This is a genomic window from Roseinatronobacter sp. S2, assembly GCF_029581395.1.
In the GTDB taxonomy this organism is placed as follows: Bacteria; Pseudomonadota; Alphaproteobacteria; order Rhodobacterales; family Rhodobacteraceae; genus Roseinatronobacter.
Genome location: NZ_CP121113.1, coordinates 2,726,735 through 2,745,664, shown reverse-complemented (window position 1 = coordinate 2,745,664; position 18,930 = coordinate 2,726,735). Strand labels below are relative to the sequence as shown.

The 18,930-nt window shown below is 61.6% G+C and carries 16 protein-coding genes; 3 read left to right on the top strand and 13 right to left on the bottom strand.

Annotated elements, in window-relative coordinates:
• Window positions 1–64 precede the first annotated feature (64 nt).
• The 9 genes from P8S53_RS13160 to cls form a co-directional block, all read right to left on the bottom strand.
• Window positions 65–3,505 carry a YhaN family protein gene (locus P8S53_RS13160; RefSeq protein ID WP_277804427.1) on the bottom strand — a complete coding sequence of 1,147 codons (3,441 nt, stop codon included), beginning with the start codon at window positions 3,503–3,505 and terminating at the stop codon, window positions 65–67.
• The gene (locus P8S53_RS13155; protein WP_277804426.1) at window positions 3,505–4,731 is read right to left on the bottom strand and encodes a DNA repair exonuclease; all 1,227 of its coding nucleotides are present in this window, start codon (window positions 4,729–4,731) and stop codon (window positions 3,505–3,507) included. The genes P8S53_RS13160 and P8S53_RS13155 overlap by 1 nt, the downstream gene beginning before the upstream one ends.
• A gap of 326 nt (window positions 4,732–5,057) precedes the next feature.
• Window positions 5,058–5,771, bottom strand: coding sequence for an NAD-dependent deacylase (locus tag P8S53_RS13150; RefSeq protein WP_277804425.1), 714 nt, complete (start codon window positions 5,769–5,771; stop codon window positions 5,058–5,060).
• Window positions 5,772–5,777: 6 nt separating this feature from the next.
• Window positions 5,778–7,658: an excinuclease ABC subunit UvrC gene (uvrC, locus tag P8S53_RS13145; RefSeq protein WP_277804424.1), complete on the bottom strand. Its 1,881-nt coding sequence runs from the start codon at window positions 7,656–7,658 to the stop codon at window positions 5,778–5,780.
• A 303-nt stretch (window positions 7,659–7,961) separates the two neighbouring features.
• Window positions 7,962–8,741 (bottom strand): SDR family oxidoreductase, encoded by a 780-nt coding sequence (locus P8S53_RS13140; RefSeq protein WP_277804423.1) that lies wholly within the window; start codon window positions 8,739–8,741, stop codon window positions 7,962–7,964.
• Between the two features lie 3 nt (window positions 8,742–8,744).
• Complete coding sequence (locus P8S53_RS13135; RefSeq protein WP_277804422.1) at window positions 8,745–9,686, bottom strand: calcium/sodium antiporter; 942 nt, start codon at window positions 9,684–9,686, stop codon at window positions 8,745–8,747.
• A 22-nt stretch (window positions 9,687–9,708) separates the two neighbouring features.
• Window positions 9,709–9,897: a hypothetical protein gene (locus P8S53_RS13130; RefSeq protein ID WP_277804421.1), complete on the bottom strand. Its 189-nt coding sequence runs from the start codon at window positions 9,895–9,897 to the stop codon at window positions 9,709–9,711.
• Window positions 9,898–9,901: 4 nt separating this feature from the next.
• Window positions 9,902–10,702: a S49 family peptidase gene (locus tag P8S53_RS13125; RefSeq protein ID WP_306417809.1), complete on the bottom strand. Its 801-nt coding sequence runs from the start codon at window positions 10,700–10,702 to the stop codon at window positions 9,902–9,904.
• A 123-nt stretch (window positions 10,703–10,825) separates the two neighbouring features.
• Window positions 10,826–12,262: a cardiolipin synthase gene (cls, locus tag P8S53_RS13120; protein WP_277804419.1), complete on the bottom strand. Its 1,437-nt coding sequence runs from the start codon at window positions 12,260–12,262 to the stop codon at window positions 10,826–10,828.
• Window positions 12,263–12,403: 141 nt separating this feature from the next.
• Here cls and P8S53_RS13115 point away from each other — a divergent pair, with 141 nt between their 5' ends.
• The 3 genes from P8S53_RS13115 to P8S53_RS13105 are packed head-to-tail and all read left to right on the top strand — an operon-like array spanning window position 12,404 to window position 15,603.
• Window positions 12,404–13,294 (top strand): CPBP family intramembrane glutamic endopeptidase, encoded by an 891-nt coding sequence (locus P8S53_RS13115; RefSeq protein ID WP_277804418.1) that lies wholly within the window; start codon window positions 12,404–12,406, stop codon window positions 13,292–13,294.
• A 56-nt stretch (window positions 13,295–13,350) separates the two neighbouring features.
• A complete protein-coding gene (gene accD / locus P8S53_RS13110) occupies window positions 13,351–14,328 on the top strand; it encodes an acetyl-CoA carboxylase, carboxyltransferase subunit beta (RefSeq protein WP_306417933.1) in 978 nt (325 codons plus the stop codon).
• Window positions 14,329–14,367: 39 nt separating this feature from the next.
• Window positions 14,368–15,603: a folylpolyglutamate synthase/dihydrofolate synthase family protein gene (locus tag P8S53_RS13105; RefSeq protein WP_373418524.1), complete on the top strand. Its 1,236-nt coding sequence runs from the start codon at window positions 14,368–14,370 to the stop codon at window positions 15,601–15,603.
• Window positions 15,604–15,665: 62 nt separating this feature from the next.
• On the opposite strand, the gene P8S53_RS13100 is transcribed toward P8S53_RS13105, so the two are convergent.
• From P8S53_RS13100 to urtC, 4 genes are all read right to left on the bottom strand, one after another.
• Window positions 15,666–16,100 (bottom strand): cytochrome c family protein, encoded by a 435-nt coding sequence (locus P8S53_RS13100; protein ID WP_277804415.1) that lies wholly within the window; start codon window positions 16,098–16,100, stop codon window positions 15,666–15,668.
• 188 nt (window positions 16,101–16,288) lie between these two features.
• Complete coding sequence (urtE, locus tag P8S53_RS13095; protein ID WP_277804414.1) at window positions 16,289–16,984, bottom strand: urea ABC transporter ATP-binding subunit UrtE; 696 nt, start codon at window positions 16,982–16,984, stop codon at window positions 16,289–16,291.
• A gap of 3 nt (window positions 16,985–16,987) precedes the next feature.
• Window positions 16,988–17,728 carry an urea ABC transporter ATP-binding protein UrtD gene (gene urtD / locus P8S53_RS13090; RefSeq protein WP_277804413.1) on the bottom strand — a complete coding sequence of 247 codons (741 nt, stop codon included), beginning with the start codon at window positions 17,726–17,728 and terminating at the stop codon, window positions 16,988–16,990.
• Window positions 17,725–18,927, bottom strand: a complete 1,203-nt coding sequence (urtC, locus tag P8S53_RS13085; RefSeq protein ID WP_277804412.1) for an urea ABC transporter permease subunit UrtC — start codon at window positions 18,925–18,927, stop codon at window positions 17,725–17,727. Before urtC ends, urtD begins: the two co-directional genes overlap by 4 nt.
• Window positions 18,928–18,930 lie beyond the last annotated feature (3 nt).

The following is an 18,930-nucleotide window of genomic DNA, read 5'->3' as shown; positions in this document are numbered from 1 at the left end:
CCGATGGCGCGGCGGGCTGCGTCCTTTGCTCCGCGCCTTTCAATCACCCCCAATGTCCCCCCCCTCATCCCAAAAGATTGCGCATGTCGTGTATTTGCGCGTCAGGACAGGCGCGCTTCGCAATGTCGCACAGATGCGCGTGGTGGGTCAGGTAGATCACCTGTCCCTTATGCGCCATATCGCCCAGCAGCCGGAAGGTTGCGGCCGATCGCTCGTCGTCAAAACTTTCCATAATATCATCGGCAATGAAGGGCACCATGGGGCGGCTGCCGGCAAGTTCCAGATAGCCCGCAATCCGCAGCGCCAGATATAGCTGGAAACTGGTGCCCTTGGACAAGGTGTCCACAGGTTTTGCCGCCCCGCGCGCATCGCGTGCAATCAGCAATTCCCGCGCCCCGTCAGGGCGGGTCGACAAGCCCTTGTAGCGCCCGCAGGTCAGGGCCGAAAACGCATGGCCCGCGCGGTCCATCATGGTTGAGCGGTGCGTGTCGCGGTAGCGCCGCAGCGCCTGTTCCACGGCCAGAATACCGGCCTGCCGCGCCAGATAGTCACGCGCCTCGTCCGTGATCTGCAAAATCAGGGTCTGGCGTTCTTCGTCCAGACGGGCGGCGGCATCATCCAGCCCGACACTGTCGAGTTCCGTCTGGGCGGCGGCCAGTTGCGCATAGGCTTCGCGCTGCGCCTGATCCTGCGCCTTCAGGGTTGCGGCAAGCGTGTCGCGTTCCACCGTCATGGCTTGGGGATCAAGTCCCTGCAAACGCGTGATTTCAGCGGACAGGTCATCGCTGTGCAGGTGGCGTTGCAGTTCGTGGCGCGTGTCTGCCACGCGGGCGGCTGCGTCATTGGCCTGCCTGATGGCGGCCATCTGTTCGGCAATCAAGTCCAGTGACGCGGTGTCAAATTGCGCGCGCAACGCCTGTGTCGCATCATCCAGCGCGCGCGCACGGCGCATCAGCGCATCAAGATCCGCGCGTGCCGTATCGCGGGCCTGACGCAGGCGTTGGCGGTGTTCCGCCATGTCTTGCGCGCGGCGCAGCCTGTCGCGCAGCTGCGGCCAAAGCACGCGCGGGTCGGGATGGGGCGGCATGTCCATGTCCTGCGCCAGCGTCGCCAGTTGGTCGCAAAAGGCGCGTTCATCCTTGCGGATGGCGTCAATGCGGTGCGTCAGATCGCGCAATTCACTGCGCAAGGGCGCCAGTGTGTCCAGCGCCTTTAGGATGGCGCGCACCTGCGGCACGGGCGCGGTCTGCGCGATCCATGTCTGCGCCAGTTGTGCCGTCCAGCGTGTCTGCCAGTCTGCACGGTCGGCCTGCACCTGATCCAGTGCGTTTTGCCTGCGCTTCAACTCGGCCTGCGCGCGGCTTAGGGCTGCCCGGCGCGCACTCAGGCGGGCGGCATTGGCGTTCAGCCCCTCGGCCTGTGCAAGCAGCATGGTGAAATCGGTTTCACTGGCAGGGCTCTCTCCCATGGCGTGAATGGCGTGGCTCAGGCTGTCATGGGCCTGCGCCAGCCGCGCTGTGCAATCATCCAGATGCAGGCGCGCCTGCGCTTGGGCTTGCGCGTCTTGCAGCGCTTTGCTGCGCTGGTCCTGCCATGCAAGAAGGTCGGTGACAGAACGCGCGGTGCTGTCTTGTGCAAGCACCCGTGCCCAAAGGGCTGCGACCTGTTCCAGCAGCCCCGCAAGTGCCGCGTCAGCCTGTGCCTTATGGTCCAGCGCCTGCGCCAGTTCGGCTTGATGGGTGCGCAACTGCTCCAGCCGTTCGGCCATGCGGGCGGCATCGATCATCTGTCTGGTTTGCGCATCATGGGCGGCCATGGCGGTGGCAAATTCGCGGGCTGTGGCCTCAGTCATTTTGTGCAGATGGGCCGCCCAAAGCCGGTCGCGCAAATCGCGTGCGGCGTCCAGCATGTCTTGTGTTGGCGAGGTGCACTCCCCCAGCGCCCCTTGCGCGCGGGCCACAAGGGTTTGCAGGCGGCGGATCTCGCCCTCTGCCGCACGCACGTTGCCTTCGGCGTCCGCGATCCGTGCGCCAAGCGCGCGCAGGGCATCGGGCGCGGGCAGGTCGATATTGCGCAGCGCGTCCGGCGTGCCCTGCCATGGCCACAGCGCGGCAAAGGCATGCGCGCAGGTCACACGCGCGCTGTCCCAAGCCGCTTTGGCATCTGCATGGGCGCGCAAAGGGTCTTTGGCACGCAATTCGGGCAGCAGCGTTTGCAGGTGCTGTTGCGCCTGAAGCTGGTCATCATCGGGCAGGGCGACCGCATCATTGCCCGACAATTCCTGAAGGGCTTCCTTGGCCTGCGCCAGTTCCTGACTGGCAGTCTGGGCACGACGCGACAGGTCGCTGTCCTGCTCGATCAGCGCGGACAGGGCGTCGCGCACAGGTGCTGCAAGGGGCGCTGCGTCCTGTTCCCCGTCCAGCCCAAGATCGGCGATGACCTGCGCAATCCGGGCTTGCAGGTTGTCGCGTTGGGACAGGCGCTTGGGCAAGTCATCCTGCTGCTGGTCAATGACGCCGAAGCGCGCTTGCAGCCTGTCCAGATCTGGCGCATGGCGCAGCGCGGCGGTGTCGGGATCAAGCCCGTCCAGCGCGTGTTCGGCATCGGCAAGGGCGGCTTGCGCCTGCGGTATCAGGGCCGCCAGGCTGGTGTGTTCGCGCTGCCATCCGGGCAGGTTGGTCAGCCACTCGGCAGGCAGCGGCGCAGGGTCTGGCAGGGTGGACAGCGCCGCGTCCTCGCGCTGTAGTCGTGCCAGAATAGGCAGGGCCGCCAGATCGCGGGCCAGCGCATCATGCAAGGTTTGCGTCTGCGCGCGCGCGCTCAATGCGCGCTGATAGGATTGATCAGCGGTTTGCGCGTCTTCACACAGTTTGCGCCACGCGCTGACCTGAAGATCCACGGCCTTGCGGTCCTCGATAAGCTGTTTCAGGCGGTCGCGATGCGCGTGAAGCTGGGTTTTGCGCGCGCGGGGGCGAAACCATTCATCCGATTGCGTGCGCAATTCGCGCAAACGCTCGCCCAATTCGGCCAGCCCTGCGGTTGCCTGAAACAGAAGCTGGCCCAGATCCCCCTCGCTGGCCAGAATGCTGTCGCCGCCCTTGACCAATGTGGCGTCGTCCAGCGAAAACATGGTGGTGTAGCTGGCGCGGTCCAGCCCGCCCAACAGGCTTGCCAGCACGGATTCGGCCACCGGCTGGTCGGTTGCCGCATCCAGCAATGTGTTCACATTCCCCTTGATCCGCGCCAGCGCATAGGCGTTGCCCGATACGTCGCGCAATTGTGCCTGCACGCGCAGCGCGCGTTTTTCATGCAGGAAATCATATTGCGTCTGGTTGGGGAAGCCGAACAGCAGGTCCAGCCAAGCCGCCAGAAGGGTGGATTTGCCAGCCTCGTTCGGGCCGAAAACGATATGCAGATCAGGCGCGCCGCTGGCCGGTTCCGGCAGGGACAGTTTCGCATCGGTGAAATGGCCGTATGCGGTCAGGCCCAGTTCTTCAAGACGCATCAGCGTGCGCCCGCCAGACGGGCCAGAACCTGCGCCAAACCGTCATCAATCAGGGCGGGGTCCAACTGGTCGAACGCTGCGCGCAAGGCGGGGTCAGGGGGCAGTGCGGCTTGCAGCGTGGCGCGCATATCTTCCAGCGCAGTGGTGAAACTGTCTGAATAGCGAAATTCATCATCGATCAGGGCGGCAAGCTGTGCCAGCTCGCCCGACACGGATGTGGTGTGCCCCAGATCAAGGACCAGCTTTTCAACCCAAGTCTGGCCTATGGCGCGGGCCTGTTCCTGTGCCTCGGCCAGTGCGATGTCGCGGTCGCGCAGCAGGCGCTGTGCAAGGGCGCTGGTCCCTGTCAGGCGCAGGCGGGCCACCAGATGGGGGGCGGCGGCGCTGTGTTGTGCGTTTTGCAATGTGGTGCGCATGGCCCCCAACAGATCGTTCCAGTGATCAATGCCTGTCACATCCACACGCAGCGGGCAGAAGGCCGCCAGTGCAACGCCGCGTTCTTCCAGATGCAGGGCACCGCCATCATCCACAGTGACCAATGTGACCGACCCGCCATCCACCTCGCCAATATCGCGGCCCTGGGGAATGCCCGGCATGACAACACAGGCGTCCCCGCGATAGACAGCGCGTTTGTGGATATGCCCCAAGGCCCAGTAATCAAACCCGCTTGCGTGCAGGTCGGACAGGGCACAGGGCGCATAAGGGTCATGCCCTTCGGCACCGTTCAGGGATGTGTGCATCAGGCCGATATTGATGGCATCGCCAATAGGGGGGCGGTATTTGGGCAGCAGGCTTTCAGGCGCTTTGGGTTCACGAAAACTAAGCCCGTGCACGGCAATGCGCAGCGGCCCCTTGTCAATCTGCACAACACCCGCGCGCCCGTCGAACAGATGCACACAAGGCGGCAGGGTCAGTTCACGGGTGATGCGGCTTTCGGCGTCATGATTGCCCCGGATGATGAAGGCGCGGATGCCCGCATCATTCAGCCGCGCCAGTTCGGCGGCCAGAAACCGCGCGGTTTTCATGCTGGTTTGTGACCCGTCATACAGATCGCCCGAAATCAGCAGCGCATCGACCTGTTCGGACAGGCACAGATCAATGATATTGCGCAGGGCCGTGCGCGTGGCACCGGCAATCAAACCGGCCAGATCCGGGTCGCGCAGCGCAAGCGAGCGCATTGGGCTGTCCAGATGCAGATCAGCGGTATGAATGAAACGAAAGGCCATGGCGTGACACTGCCTTGCTTCGCGCGGGCGCGCAAGGGCGGGAACCTTGTGTATAGGGGCAGAAGGATAGCAGGGGCGGCTTGTGGCCTGTTGCAGTCGTTCGTTCTTGGATGAAGCCCGCGCCATTGGTGGGCCGGGGTCTGCCGATCCCACGTCGGAGAAGTTCACTTTATTCAGGCGGCATACTCCGGCAACAAAGGCTTGGTGTGTCGCTGGCGAAATCGGCAGGCCGCGGGACGGCCCACCGATGGCGCGGCGGGCTGCGCCCTTTGCTCCGCGCCTTGGGGCATTCCCAATGTCTGCAAAAGGCCAACATCTTGCAGGGATCACCTGTCCTGGCAGCCATCATTGCCCGCCAGCACCTCATCCACCCAGGCGGGCACAATCCGGCTTGCGGGGCCAAGGCGCGTGCCCTCAAACAGCCCCGCCGTGGTTGAAGGGTCAAGGTTCAGCTCCAGCGTGGCGGCCCCCGCAGCAGCCGCTTGCTGCACAAACCCCGCCGCCGGATAGACATTGCCCGATGTGCCAATCGCCACAAACAGATCCGCGCGCATCAGGGTGCGGTCGATCCGGTCCATATGATAGGGGTATTCCCCGAACCACACGACATCAGGGCGCGTTGCGGGACGGGCGCAGGCGGGGCAGGGGTCTGTCGGGGCCATGACCTGCGGCGCGTCCCATCCGTGGCCGCAACCGGCACAGAGTGCGCGCGTCAACTGCCCGTGCATATGCACCACATCGCGCGCGCCCGCGCGTTCCAGCAGATCATCGACATTTTGTGTCACCAGACAAATGCGGTCGGGCGCGGCGCGTTGCAGGCGCGCAAGCGCGTCATGCGCGGCGTTGGGGCTGGCCGACAGGCAATTTGCACGCCGCGCATTGTAGAATTCATGCACAAGGGCGGGATTGCGCGCAAACCCTTCGGGGGTGGCCACATCATTCAGGTCATATTTTGTCCACAGCCCGTCCTTGTCGCGGAATGTGCCCAGCCCGCTTTCGGCAGACAGGCCCGCGCCGGTCAGAATGACAATATTCTGCATACCCGTTCACCTTGCGTTCAGATGGTCATGAATGACCTGCGCCAGTGTTTCCGAAATGCCGCCCACCGCCTGCAAGTCTGACAGGCCCGCGCGCGCCACCGCCTTGGCCGATCCGAAATGCGCCAGCAGCGCGCGCTTGCGCCCCGCCCCCACGCCCGGAATATCATCCAGCGGGGATGCGTTGACCGCTTTTGCGCGTTTCGCGCGGTGCGTGCCAATGGCGAAACGGTGCGCTTCATCGCGCAGGCGCTGGACGAAATACAAGATGGGGTCGTTGTGGCGCAACGCGAAGGGGCGCTGGCCGGGGCGGTGGAATTCTTCCTTGCCTGCGTCGCGGTCAATGCCCTTGGCCACGCCCACAACCGGAATGTCATCGACCCCCAGATCGGCCATGATTTCGGCCACCACGCTGACCTGACCCGCGCCGCCGTCAATCAGCAGCAGGTCGGGCCATGTGTCGCCCTGACGGTCCGGGTCTTCTTTCAGCAGGCGTTGAAAGCGGCGGGTCAGAACTTCCTTCATCATGCCGAAATCATCGCCGGGCGTCAGACTGTCGCCGCGAATGTTGAACTTGCGATACTGGCTTTTGATGAACCCGTCGCGCCCTGCCACAATCATGGCACCCACGGCATCTGTGCCTTGAATATGGCTATTGTCATACACTTCGACACGGTCGGGCGGGCCATCCAGCCCGAAGGCCGCCGCAAGCCCGTCCAGCAAACGCCCCTGCGCGGCGGTGGACGCCATGCGCATGGCCAGACTTTCGCGCGCATTGCGCAGCGCGTTTTCCACCAGTTCCGCCTTCTCGCCACGCTGGGGCACGGCCAGTTCCACCTTGCGGCCCGCGCGTTCACCAAGGGCTGCCGCGACCAGATCGGCGTTTTCCAACTCATGCGACAAAAGCAGCAATCGCGGGGGTTCCTTGCCGTCGTAAAACTGCGTCAGGAACGCTTCCAGAATTTCGGGTTCTTCCGCACCGGCACCCGTCGCGGGGTAAAAGTCGCGGTTGCCCCAGCTTTGATTGGCGCGGATGAAAAACACCTGCACGCAGGCTTGCCCCTTTTCCAGATGCAGGGCGATCACATCGGCTTCGGTCACGCCGCGCGGGTTCACGCCCTGGGATTGCTGCACATTGGTCAGCGCACGAATACGGTCGCGCAAGGCTGCGGCGCGTTCAAATTCCATCCCGTCGGATGCGGCCTGCATATCCTTGGCCAGTTGCGCCTGAATGCGCGTGCTTTTGCCTGACAGGAAGCGTTCTGCATCGGCCACCAGCCCTGCATAGTCGTCCTCACTCACATAGCCCACGCAGGGCGCGCTACAGCGTTTGATCTGATACAGCAAACAGGGCCGCGTGCGGCTGTGAAACACGGAATCGGTGCAGTTGCGCAGCAAGAACACGCGCTGCAACTGGTTGAGGGTGCGGTTGACCGCGCCCGCGCTGGCAAAGGGGCCGAAATAGCTGCCCTTCACCGACCGCCGCCCGCGATGCTTGCGCAATTGCGGAAATGCGTGGTCTTTGGGCAGCAGGATATAGGGAAAGCTTTTGTCGTCGCGCAGCAGCACATTGTAGCGCGGCTTTAGCTGCTTGATCAGGTTCTGCTCCAGCAGCAGGGCTTCGGTTTCGGTGCGCGTGGTCAGAAACATCATGCTGGTGGTTTCCGAGATCATCCGCGCAATGCGTGCCGAATGCCCGGACGGGCGCGCGTAATTGGACACCCGCATGCGCAGGCTGCGCGCCTTGCCCACATACAGAACTTCGGATTTTTCGTTCAGCATGCGATACACGCCAGGCGAGTTATCAAGCGATTTCAGATAGGACTGAATGCAGGCATGACCGCGCTGGGAAGCGTCTGGTGTATCGATAGGCGGGCTAGTGTCCGACATTGCGGGTGATCCTTGCTGATTCTGCCTTTGTCTGCAATGTCCGGGCTGGTCCTGCAACCTGAATCCTGTCCACTGAATCTGTGGATAAGTCTGTGGGCGAAAACTGAAACTGAATGATTTTCCCTTGAATCCCTGTTGCTTTCAAGGTCTGCCTAAAATTTAGGCAAAAACGCAACCATTTGTTTTATATGTATAATTTAATTCACACCAGTCAAGCCACTGAATTTTATTAATAATTAGTTACGGATTTGTGACTGTTCCTTGAACGGTGCACAACTTAGTAAAGGCCGCGTTACACTGGGGCTAAAGTCCCGCCGTATCAGGGGTTTTCCTGCCCAGATGCTGCCCCCCGTCTATACATAAAAGCTGGCCTGTAACCGACGGTGAATCCAAGAAAAAACCAAGCGCGGCAGTAATGTCGGACGGGTTTGCCCCGCGGGCAAGAACGGTGGTGCGGCGGCTGTGCTGATACTCGCCTTGTGATTGATCTGCTGCTTGCAATGTCGGGCCGGGGCCGATGGCGTTTACCCTGATCTGTGGTCCCAGGTCCTGTGCGGCCAGACGCGTGAATGCCCAAAGCCCCATCTTGGCTATGGAATAGGTCATGTGCTGGGGCGTCAGGTTGCGCACCTTCTGGTCGATCATGTTGACCACCAGCCCGGCCGCGACGCGCTCGCCCGCGTCATCTGTCAGCGCAGGGGGGCATTGCGCTGCAAATGCCTGCGTCAGCACGAAGGGCGCGCGCAGGTTGGTCATCATATGCCTGTCCCAGCTTTCGCGCGTGGCATTGGCAATGCTGTCATCCTCAAAGATGGATGCATTGTTGACCAGCACCGACAGCGGGCCGCCGCCAAGCCCGCCTGCGGCTTCGGCAACAACAGGGTGCAACGCCCCCTCATCCAGCAGATCGGCCTGCACACACACGGCCTTGCGGCCCAATGCGGCTATGTCATCTTGCAGCCTGTGCGCCGCATCGCGCGAACGCGCGTAGTGGATGGCCACATCATAGCCGCGCTGCGCAAGATACAGGGCCATTTCCCGCCCCAGTCGGTGGGCCGCGCCAGTCACAAGGGCATTGGGCATGTTTCACACTCCGATTTGGATCAATGCCCAGATGTAGCCCCCATATCCCAGAAGCAATACCCCCCCCCATATCCGAGAGATGGGTTTTTGAAACCATATGAACGGGGCCAGAGCCAGCGATGCCGCCAGCATGACCCAAAGATCCAGTTGCATCATCTGCGCAGGTATCGGCATTGCCCCGAACAGGCCCGCCACACCAAGGATCAGCGCCAGATTGAACAGGTTCGACCCGATGATATTGCCCAGCGCCACCCCCCCTTCGCGCCGGATGGCGGCCATCAGGGTTGTGGCCAGTTCCGGCAGCGACGTGCCCACGGCAACCACGGTAAGCCCGATCATCAGGTCTGACACGCCCAGCGTTTCGGCAATATCCACCGCGCCGCTGACCAGCAGGTTCGCCCCCAGCGGCAGGCCAACGATGCCAAGCGCTGTGAACAGCGCGATTTTGCGCCCCGGCATGGACGGGTCTGCGCCTTCCAGATCAGTAGGCTTGCTGCGGGCCTTGCGGCCCCGCCGGATACTGTCGGCCATGAACACGGCAAACGCCCCCAGCAGCACCAAGGCCTGCCACCGCCCGATCACCCCTGTCAGCGCAAGCGCCATGAACAGCACCGACACTGCCAGCATCATCAGATAATCGCGCAACACCTCGCGGTTGACGGCCAGCGCCGATACCAGCGCAGGCACGCCCAGCACCAGAAGGATATTGGCGATATTGGACCCTACGACATTGCCCAGCGCCAGCCCGCCTGCATCTTGCAACACCGCCTTGACCGACACCAGCAGTTCAGGCGCCGATGTGCCGAATGCCACAATCGTCATGCCCACCATAAGTGCAGGAATGCCCAGCCGCAGCGCCAAATTGACCGCGCCGCGCACCAGCGCGTCGCCTGCCAGCAACAAGATAAAAAGGCCCGCTGCAATTTGCGCAAGGTCGATCAGCATTCACAAACCTTTCGCAACCGGATCAGCCCTTGCAACGACACGCATCGCCGTTCAGCAGGAATTTGCCACAGGTCTTGCATTTGCGCGGGCGTGGCAGTTTTGTCTGACGCAGCCGGTCCAGTGGTGTTCTATGCGACGGGTTCATGAATTTCTTGATCGCGCCCATCACGATCATAAACACCAGAAATGCGGCGACGATTTTGATGATCATGCGCCTACATTCCGTATTGTGCGTACAGGGCGCGTTCTTGCGACAATTCCAGCGCATCGGACATGATGCCCAGACCCAGCCGCGACAGGAAGGGGCGGCGAATGCCATATGGCCGGAAGCGCACCTTGTCACCGTAGCGCGCCTTCATCATCGGCACCAGATGGCCCAGCCCGTCGGCCAGTCCCAACTCGACCGCGCGGCTGCCTACCCAGAATTCGCCAGTGAACAGGTTGTCGTCATCTGCCAGCTTCACGGCACGTCGTTGCTTGACCTGCGCGATGAAGTTCTGATGCACCTGATCTTGCAGTGCGCGCAGGCGGGCCACATCTTCGGGGTTTTCGGGGCGGAACGGGTCCAGCTGGGATTTGGACGTGCCCGATGTATAGACCCGCCGTTCAATGCCATAGCGCGCAATCAGGTCATGCAGCCCGAACCCTGCCGAAATAACCCCGATGGAGCCGACGATAGAATTTGCATCCACATGAATATCATCGCCCGCCGTGGCCAGCCAATAGCCCCCCGACGCGGCCAGATCTTCGACAAAGGCGTGAACGGGTATTTTCACCTCCTCTGCCAGCCGGCGGATGCGTGCCGCAATCAACGCGCTTTGCACGGGGCTGCCGCCCGGTGAATTGATCACCAGTGCCACAGCCGCAGGTTTGCCGCGCCTGAATGCAGTCTCGATAAGTGGCGCAAGGCTGGCATCATTCAGCCGCCCCGGACTGGCGCTTGCGGCAATCATGCCCTGTAGCCGGATGACGGCCACGGACGGCTTTTTCGGAAGGAAGGGTAAATTCATGAACATAAGCCTGCATGTAGGGTGCGCCGGGGTGGGCAACAAGACTGCATGGGCGAAGTTTGCGTCATTGCCTGCGATTTCCTGTGCCCATGGCGTATGTTCTGTGGTTCAGGGCGTTTCGCGCGCCCCTCACAACAGCGGGCTTGCCAGGGCCAGCGTGTTGTTGCGCAACCTGCGAATGATGGACCAGTCGGCCACATCGGCACGGTCGATCCGTGTGGCACGGTCGATATAGCTGCGCTGGCGCTGGTCCAGACATTCGGTAAAACCGGCACATTTGAACAATAACGAGTTTTCATAGTTCAGATCAAAACTGCGATGGTCCAGATTGGCTGTGCCGATCATCCCGAACTGGCCGTCAACCGTGACAATCTTGGAATGAATCAGCCCCGGTCTGAACAGATGAATGCGCACGCCTGCGCGCAGCAGATCGGGATACAGGCTTTCACTGGCGGCGCCGACTATGGCGCTGTCATTGCGGGCGGGTAAAATCAGGTCGGTCTGCACACCGCGTTCCGCCGCTGAACAGATGGCCGTATGCAATGCGGGGTCGGGCACATAGTAGGGCGTGGTCAGCATCAGCCGGTCGGTCGCGGCATAGATCATGGCGCGCAACGCATCTGACGGTGTGGTGTAAATGTCATCCGGCCCCGACGCGATGACCTGCGCGGTCACGCCGCCGTCCTGGCCGTTGGGCGCGGGCGGGGCGGGCGCGCGCAGCATATGGCTAAGGTCTTCGGCGTGATGTGTCATCCAGTCATGCAGGAACACGGCCTGTTGTTGCTGCACAACCGGCCCTTCCACCCGCACCAGAATATCCACCCATGGCGCAAACCGTGGCTTAATGGCGAAGGCACCATCGGCGCAGTTGCGGCTGCCCACCCAACTCAGGCGGTTGTCCACGACGATGATCTTGCGGTGATTGCGCAGGTCGATGCGCTGGAACAGCAAGCTGACAAACGGATTGCCGACAGGGGCCGCGCGTTCCAGCGCGACACCCGCAGCACCCATCAGTTGCCACAGGTTTGACCGGATCAGGCGGCGCGCGCCATGATCATCGACCAGCACCCTGCAACTGACCCCGCGCCGCGCGGCATCCATCAGCACCTGTGCCATGCGCGTGCCGGTATCGTCGGGCAACCAGATATAGAACAGCACATGCACATGATCTTGCGCCTGCGCTATGGCGTCAAAGACATCATGCATCATGTCATCGCCTTCGGACAGCAGGGTCAGGCGATTGCCCCGTAGCGGCGGGAACTGGCTTGTGGCAAGACCTGCTGCAAATGCGGGATGCGCAGCCCCCGTATGTGCGATCACATCTGTGGACATGGTGCGCTGTGCGGCCCGTAGTTTAATGCGCACCTCGCGCATTCTTTCGCGCCCCGCGCGCGCCAGCCGGATTTCCCCGAACAGGAAATATGCAGCGATTCCCACACCCGGCAGCGCCGAGATTATGGTCACCCATGCCAGTCGCGCAGACGGCGACAGCCCCGCGCGCAGCAACGCACGGATGATGAAACCCACCTGCAATATGACAACCAGAACAACTGTTGCGGCGGCCATGACCTGTTCCTTAACACGATAAGGTGTCACATTGTCATGTCATCGCGCCATTGTCACCCTGCGCATGATCTGCTTGAAGCAGGGCGCACCAGTGCCAATTTGTTCGGAAATACGCTTTTATCTTCGGGGATCTGACCTGTCATGTTGCAGCCATTGATTTTTGACCGTTTCGTAGCCCCCGCCCGCTTGCGTCCGCAACTGTGGCGGCTGTTTCTGGGCATGATCATTCTGCTGGCTATCTATCTGGGCTGGATGGCGCTGATGGGGGCGGGGTTCTGGGGGCTGACGGGGTGGCATGGCCTTGACGCCAGCCTTGATGCTGTAGGGCTTGGCGGAACACCTGCGTCGCTGGTGGCGTTGCTGTTTACCTTTACCGGCATGGCGCTGGGCGCATTCGTTGCGGTGCGGCTGATCCATCATCGAAGCATTGCGTCGCTCTTTGGTCCCTGGGCAGTGGTCTGGCGCGATTTTCTGGCCGGGCTGGGAATATTTCTGGCGATCTCGGTTCCGGGGGTGCTGTATGTGCTGCTGTTCGTCGATCTGGGCGGCGGGGTGGCTTGGGGCGTCTGGCTGGCATGGCTGCCGGTTGCGCTGGTGGGCCTGCTGATCCAGACCGGCGCGGAAGAAGTGGTGTTTCGCGGGTATCTGCAACAACAGCTTGCGGCGCGGTTTGTGTCGCGATGGGTGTGGATGGTTCTGCCGTCTGTGCTGTTCGGGCTGGTGCATTATGCGCCCGATGAGATGGGAAATGCGGTTTGGATGGTGGTGTTTGTGACGGGGTTTTTCGGGCTGCTGCTGGCTGATCTGACGGCGCGCAGCGGCAGCCTTGGCATGGCGTGGGGGTTGCATTTTGCCAATAACCTGCTGGCCATGTTCCTGTTCACCACCGGAGAGGCGCTGGACGGACTGGCGCTGTACCGGCTGCCCTTCGGCCCCAAGGATACCGAGATCATGACCTATATGCTGGGGCTGGATATGGCGGGCATGGTGCTGGTATGGGCGATATGCAGGTGGTGGCTGCGCGCTCGCTGATTGCATTTCGTGCGCGCGGCGATTATCTCAGGCCAGACGCCCTTCAGGATACTTCGATGAACTGGATTACAAATTACGTTCGCCCGACGATCAACTCGCTTTTCTCACGGCGGGAGATGCCCGAGAATTTATGGGTCAAATGCCCCGAATGCGGCACAATGCTGTTTCATCGGGAACTGACCCAGAACCAGCAGGTCTGCACATCGTGCAACCACCATATGCCGATTTCGCCGCGGGAACGATTCGCGAATTTCTTTGATGGTGGCATGTTCACCGAAATCGCAGTGCCGCAGCCCATCGCGGACCCGCTGCATTTCCGCGACCAGAAAAAATATCCCGACCGGATGAAAACCGCGCAAAAAACCACGGGCGAGAAGGAAGCCATGCTTGTGGCCGAAGGTCAGGTGCTGCGCACCCGCGTTGTTGCGGTCGCGCAGGATTTCGGCTTCATGGGCGGGTCCATGGGCATGTATGTCGGCAATTCCATCATTGCCGGTGCCGAACATGCGATTGCGCGCAAACTGCCGCTGGTGCTGTTTTCCGCAGCCGGTGGCGCGCGCATGCAAGAAGGTATCCTGTCGCTGATGCAGATGCCGCGCACGACTGTCGCGGTGGATATGCTGCGTGAAGCGGGCCTGCCCTATATCGTGGTGCTGACCCACCCGACCACAGGCGGCGTGACTGCCAGCTACGCAATGCTGGGGGATGTGCAGTTTGCCGAACCCAATGCGCTGATCTGCTTTGCCGGTCCGCGTGTGATTGAACAAACCATCCGCGAAACACTGCCCCCCGGTTTCCAGCGCGCCGAATATCTGCTGGAACACGGCATGCTGGACCGCGTGACCCCGCGCAAGGACCTGCGATCCGAGATTGCGACTGTGCTGCGGATGCTGACAGCACAAGGGCCGGTTGTGTATGGCGACCTGCCCGCGCCGGAACCGGCTGCGGACCCACAGCCGGAACCGCAGCCCGCACCGCAGGCTGCCGCGCAGACGGAACGACCGGCGAAATCTGACCCGAAACAGGGGCGCTAACCCGTGGCAGATACAGGGTCTGATGCGCTGCTGGCGCGCATGATGACGTTCCACCCCAAAATCATGGATCTGACGCTGGACCGTGTCTGGCGTCTGCTGGCGGCGCTGGATCATCCTGAACGCCGCTTGCCGCCGGTCATTCATATTGCGGGCACGAATGGCAAGGGCAGCACGCAGGCCATGATCCGTGCCGGTCTGGAAGGGGCGGGGTGCCGCGTGCATGCCTATACCAGCCCGCATCTGGCGCGGTTTCATGAACGCATACGGCTGGCGGGCGCGTTGATTTCGGAACCCGACCTGTCGGATTTGCTGGATGAATGCCTGCGCGCCAATGGTCCGGATACGATCACCTATTTTGAAATCACTACCTGCGCGGCACTTCTGGCATTTGCCCGCAGCCCCGCAGATTACACGCTGCTGGAAGTGGGCTTGGGCGGGCGGCTGGATGCCACAAATGTGGTCGAACAACCGGCGCTGAGCATCATCACCCCTGTCAGTCTGGACCATCAGCAATACTTAGGCGACACGCTGGCCGAAATTGCGGGCGAAAAGGCGGGAATCATCAAGCGTGGTGTGCCCTGTGTGGTGGCCGCGCAGGATGATGCAGCACTTGACGTGATTGAAGCGCGCGCCGCGCGCCTTGGCGCGCCGTTGCTGGTGCAAGGCCAGCATTGGCATGTCGGGGTCGAAGACGGGCGGCTGGTCTATCAGGATGAAACCGGCCTGCTGGATCTGCCCTTGCCCAATCTGGCGGGGCCGCATCAGGTGCAAAATGCGGGCGTGGCGCTGGCTGCACTGCGCGCGCTGGGGCACGGGGCAGGGGCAGACGCGGCAGTCACCCGCGCCCAATGGCCCGCGCGCATGCAGCGCCTTCGCACAGGGCCGCTGGTCGATGCGCTGCCGCAGGGGCGGCTGTGGCTGGATGGCGGGCATAATCCGGCGGCAGGGCAGGCGATTGCCGCGACACTGGCAGAAATGAAGCTGGACAGGCTGTGGCTGATTTGCGGTATGCTGAACACCAAGGATGTGGGCGGTTTCATGCGGCCACTGGCCGATGTGGCACAGCGCCTATATGCCGTCTCCATCCCCGGCGAGGCCGCGACCCTAAGTGCGCAAGAAACGGCAAATGCCGCACGTTCGGCGGGTATTGATGCGCAACAGGCCGAGAGTGTTGCCAGCGCGCTGGCCGATATTGCCGCGCAGGACCCGCAGGCGCAGGTGCTGATCTGCGGGTCGCTGTATCTGGCGGGACATATCCTGCGCGAGAACGGCTGACCCGCGCAGTCGACAAAAAAGGGGGCCATGACTGGCCCCCGATCGAATCCATTTCGTCAGGATTACTCTTCAGCGCTGAACTGTGCCAGATACGCATAGATATCTTCGGCGGAACCGCGCAGACGGTGGTTCATGTTGCCGCGTGCGCGTGCATCATCTGTGACTTCGCGCAAGTAGCCGATGGGGTCGTTTACATAGGCGACGAAGCTTTCTTCATCCCAGACCACGCCATGTTCGGACCCAGCTGCCTGCATGGCGTTGGAAAAGCGCTCATACCCTTCATAAGAGCCTGCTTCGCGGCCTGCGACGCCCCACAGGTTCGGGCCTGTCGGGGCCAGCCGCTGGATAACTTCGCCATCAGGGGACACAATACCGTGACAGCTGGCGCATTGGCGGAAGTTCTGCTCGCCTGCGTCGGCGTCGCCGGTGGGTTCCGCATGTGCGGCGAAGGGTAGGGCGAACAGCGCAGCCAGCGCTGCGGTCTTGACCTTAATCATTAGTCTCTCCTCTCGGTGCGGGGGAACCCGCTGCCTAACAGCAAAAATGACACCCGGCAGACTCGCGGGTATAATGACACTGTAGCGGGACAACACGTCAACGCAAGGTGACATAAGGACAGCTTCCTTGCCCTTTTAGCCCCCTGCGACGATTTTACCTACCCCCGACGGGCGCGGAAGCGCAGGTTCTATATCGACACCCGTTCAAGGATTTCCGTTTTTGTGACCTGATTTGCAGGGCGTGACAGCACCACCTCGCCGCGATTCAACACGCAAAATTCATCTGCCAGACCATAGGCAAAATCAAAATACTGCTCGACCAGAACAATCGCGATCTTGCCTTCGCTGCGCAGCAATTCGATCACCTTGCCGATCTGCTTGATGATATTGGGCTGGATGCCTTCGGTGGGTTCATCCAGCAACAGGACTTTGGGTTGCGCAATCAGCGCGCGGGCAATGGCAAGCTGTTGTTGCTGGCCGCCTGACAGATCTCCGCCGCGACGGTCTTTCATCTGCTTCAGCACTGGAAACAGGTCATAAATCCGGTCTGGAATGTGATGCTCGGATTTCGGCAGACAGGCAAAGCCGGTTTGCAGGTTTTCAGTCACACTCATCAGCGGGAAAATTTCGCGCCCCTGCGGCACATAGGCAATGCCTGCGCGCGCGGCCTGCGCCGCGTTCGGGTGGTGCAGGTCTTGCCCGTCCAGCGTGATGGTGCCACCGGAATAGGGGTGGCGGCCTGCAATCGCGCGCAACAAGCTGGTTTTGCCCACGCCATTGGTGCCCATCACAGCGGTCACCGCGCCCACGCGCGCTGCCAGCGACACCCCCCACAGGATTTGTGATGCCCCGTAATGCAGGGTCAGATTGTCCACGTTCAACATGCGTTATCGCCCCAGATAAACATCAATGACCTGTTGGTTTTTTGTGACATGGTCCAGACTGCCCTCGGCCAGAACCGACCCTTCGTGCAGCACCGTCACGCGGCAGTCCAGCCTGCGGATGAATTCCATGTCATGTTCAATGACCATGACCGCGCGAGTTTTTGCCGCGCGTTTCAGCAGGTCGGTCGTGTGTTCGCGTTCCCCGGGCGTCATGCCGGCGGCGGGTTCATCGACCAGCAACAGGCGCGGGTCCTGTGCCAGCAACATGCCGATTTCCAGCCATTGCTTTTGCCCATGGCTAAGATCACCGGCGCGGTGCTCAAGGCGGTCTTGCAGGCCAATCTCGGTGGCCAGTTCCAGAATGCGCGCGCTGTCACTGGTGGTCATATGCCACACCAGAACCGAAAGCGGGCCGCGCTTGTTGCGCAGTGCCATGGCCAGATTATCACGCACGGTTTGTTCTTCAAACACGGTGGGTTTCTGGAACTTGCGCCCGACCCCTGCTTTCGCGATCTGGCTTTCGGACAGTTTCAGCAAATCGACCTGCCGTTCGCCCCAACGCACCGACCCGCTATCTGGGCGGGTCTTGCCGGTGACGATATCCATGAACGTCGTCTTGCCCGCCCCGTTGGGGCCGATGACGGCGCGCAATTCCGGCTCGCTTATGGCGATGGACAGGTTGTTGATGGCGCGGAACCCGTCAAATGTGACCGACACGCCAGACACTTCCAGAAGTGTTGTCATGGCTTTTTCCTTACCAGATAGTCAAACAACCCGCCGATGCCTTTGGGAAAGAACAGCGTGACGGCCACAAACCCAAGGCCCAGAACCACAAGCCACCAGTCTGTCCACAGGAACCTGTAACTGCCGAAATTGATATTGGGCGCGCCGCCCCCCGTCAGCCAGCTTGACATCAGCGACACGGTCGCCGCCCCGATCACCGCGCCATAAAGCCGCCCCCGCCCGCCAATCGCCACCCAGACCGCCAGATAGATGGACGCGATGGGGGCAATTTCAGCGGGGTTGATGATGCCCGCCTGCGGGTAATACAGCGCGCCCGCAATGCCCGACACCACGGCAGTCAGGGTAAAGACAAACAGCTTATACCCTTCGACATTATAGCCAAGAAAGCGCACGCGGGTTTCATTGTCGCGGATGGCCTTGATCACAGACCCGAATTTGCCCGACACCACCCATGCAAACAGCAGATACCCCGCCCCAAGTGCAAATGCGGACGCCCAGAAAAACCACACCGACAGCACTGATTGCGGCACATGCAGCGCACCGGGAATGTTTTGCAGCCCCGACAGCCCGTTATTGCCGCGCAGGCCCGTATCGTTCTGGAACAGATACAGCGACAGCGCCAATGTCATGGCTTGGGTCAGGATGGACAGGTAAACCCCTGTCACACGGCTGCGAAACGCCAGCCAGCCAAAGACCAGCGCCAGCAACCCCGGCACCAGCACCACCATAGCCAGCTGAACGGGCAGCGATCCTGCAAAACTCCAGATCAGGGGCAGTTCGGAACTGCCGACCACGCCGAAAATCTGGGCGGCGACGGCGTCTGTCACTTCAAGTTCCGTGGGCGGGATGGTGCCACTGGCCAAACTGTCGCGAATGACGATTTCGGTGCGCGCATACATCAGCCACATGCCGATCGCATAGCCCCCAAGCCCGAAAAAGGCGAAATGCCCAAGGCTTAGAATACCGCAATAGCCCCAGACCACATCCATGCAGATGGCAATCAGGCACAGGCACAGCGTCATGCCAAGGATCTTGACCATGGATGTGGACAGCACGCCAATTCCCATGCCTTCGGACAGGATGCTGACCCCAAGTGTAAACAGCCCCAGAAGCCCCATGAACCACAGCACCGACGGGTTGGTGTGCAGCAGGCTGCGGCGGGCAGGGCGGGCGGTGTCGGGTTGATTGGTGGAAACCATGGG

Coding starts and splice junctions, on each gene's coding strand:
- P8S53_RS13160 (WP_277804427.1), bottom strand. CDS start 3,505: ATGCGTCTTGAAGAACTGGGCCTGACCGCATACGGCCATTTCACCGAT.
- P8S53_RS13155 (WP_277804426.1), bottom strand. CDS start 4,731: ATGGCCTTTCGTTTCATTCATACCGCTGATCTGCATCTGGACAGCCCA.
- P8S53_RS13150 (WP_277804425.1), bottom strand. CDS start 5,771: ATGCAGAATATTGTCATTCTGACCGGCGCGGGCCTGTCTGCCGAAAGC.
- uvrC (WP_277804424.1), bottom strand. CDS start 7,658: ATGTCGGACACTAGCCCGCCTATCGATACACCAGACGCTTCCCAGCGC.
- P8S53_RS13140 (WP_277804423.1), bottom strand. CDS start 8,741: ATGCCCAATGCCCTTGTGACTGGCGCGGCCCACCGACTGGGGCGGGAA.
- P8S53_RS13135 (WP_277804422.1), bottom strand. CDS start 9,686: ATGCTGATCGACCTTGCGCAAATTGCAGCGGGCCTTTTTATCTTGTTG.
- P8S53_RS13130 (WP_277804421.1), bottom strand. CDS start 9,897: ATGATCATCAAAATCGTCGCCGCATTTCTGGTGTTTATGATCGTGATG.
- P8S53_RS13125 (WP_306417809.1), bottom strand. CDS start 10,702: ATGTTCATGAATTTACCCTTCCTTCCGAAAAAGCCGTCCGTGGCCGTC.
- cls (WP_277804419.1), bottom strand. CDS start 12,262: ATGGCCGCCGCAACAGTTGTTCTGGTTGTCATATTGCAGGTGGGTTTC.
- P8S53_RS13115 (WP_277804418.1), top strand. CDS start 12,404: ATGTTGCAGCCATTGATTTTTGACCGTTTCGTAGCCCCCGCCCGCTTG.
- accD (WP_306417933.1), top strand. CDS start 13,351: ATGAACTGGATTACAAATTACGTTCGCCCGACGATCAACTCGCTTTTC.
- P8S53_RS13105 (WP_373418524.1), top strand. CDS start 14,368: ATGATGACGTTCCACCCCAAAATCATGGATCTGACGCTGGACCGTGTC.
- P8S53_RS13100 (WP_277804415.1), bottom strand. CDS start 16,100: ATGATTAAGGTCAAGACCGCAGCGCTGGCTGCGCTGTTCGCCCTACCC.
- urtE (WP_277804414.1), bottom strand. CDS start 16,984: ATGTTGAACGTGGACAATCTGACCCTGCATTACGGGGCATCACAAATC.
- urtD (WP_277804413.1), bottom strand. CDS start 17,728: ATGACAACACTTCTGGAAGTGTCTGGCGTGTCGGTCACATTTGACGGG.
- urtC (WP_277804412.1), bottom strand. CDS start 18,927: ATGGTTTCCACCAATCAACCCGACACCGCCCGCCCTGCCCGCCGCAGC.